The sequence below is a fragment of the Mycobacterium sp. TH-M82 genome (assembly GCF_057473605.1).
In genome coordinates this window covers 1-1060 of the sequence record NZ_JBYCKY010000679.1, presented here as the reverse complement: position 1 = coordinate 1060, position 1060 = coordinate 1, and the positions used below count along the sequence as shown (strand labels likewise).

At 69.2% G+C, this 1060-nt stretch carries 2 protein-coding genes; both read left to right on the top strand.

Annotated features, from left to right (window positions below; translation table 11 throughout):
- Positions 1-407, top strand: a 407-nt coding sequence (locus AC2VON_RS19910; protein WP_486954488.1) for a siderophore-interacting protein, incomplete at its 5' end; no start/stop codon positions are given.
- Between the two features lie 22 nt (positions 408-429).
- Positions 430-1060, top strand: a 631-nt coding sequence (locus tag AC2VON_RS19905) for an alpha-hydroxy-acid oxidizing protein (protein ID WP_486954487.1), incomplete at its 3' end; no start/stop codon positions are given.

Sequence of the window (1060 nt, the reverse complement as noted above, 5' to 3'; positions counted from 1 at the left end):
CCGCGCTGGAAGCGATGCCGGCCGACGCCACCGGCAAGGTTTTCATCGAGATCGCCGGCCCCGAACATGAAACCGAGCTCACCGTGCCGCCGTCGGTGCAGCTGAACTGGATCTACCGCGGCGGCCGGGCCGACCTGGTCGGCCAGGACCGCGCCGGTGACCACGCGCCGCTGGTCGAGGCGGTCACCACCGCCCTGTGGCTGCCCGGCCAGGTGCAGGCCTTCATCCACGGTGAGGCCCAGGCCGTCATGCACAACCTTCGCCCCTACGTCTGCAAGCAACGCGGCGTGGAGGCCAAATGGTCGTCGATCTCCGGTTACTGGCGCCGCGGGCGCACCGAGGAGACGTTCCGCCAGTGGAAGAAGGAACTCGCCCGTAGCGAGCAGGACACCGAGGCGGCCGGCTGATGCGTCTGGCAGGGTAGGGCACATGGCATTCGGGGACTACCAGTTCGAGATCTACCTGCAGGGACTATCCGGGGTGGTGCCGTCGCTGCCGATGACCTATTCCGAACTGCAGGCCAAGGCGTCCGCAGCGATGCCGCCGTGGGTGTGGTCCTACGTCGCCGGCGGCGCCGGCGACGAGCACACCCAGCGGGCTAACGTCACCGCGTTCGACCGCTGGGGGCTGATCCCGCGGATGTTCGTCGGGGCAGCCGAACGCGATCTGTCGGTGGAGCTGTTCGGGATGACGCTGCCGTCGCCAGTGTTCATGGCACCCATCGGCGTCATCGGCATCTGCGGCCAAGACGGGCACGGCGACCTGGCCACCGCCCGCGCCGCCGCGATCACCGGAGTGCCGATGGTGGTGTCCACCCTCACCGCCGACTCGCTGGAGGACATCGTCACCGAGTTCGGTGACACGCCGGGCTTCTTCCAGCTGTACACGCCGAAAGACCGCGAGCTGGCCGCCAGCGTGGTGCAGCGCGCCGAGAGGTCCGGCTACCGAGCCATCGTCGTCACGCTGGACACCTGGGTGCCCGGTTGGCGCCCGCGTGACCTGGCGACGTCGAACTTCCCGCAGCTGCGCGGGCACTGCCTGGCCAACTACACCAGCGACC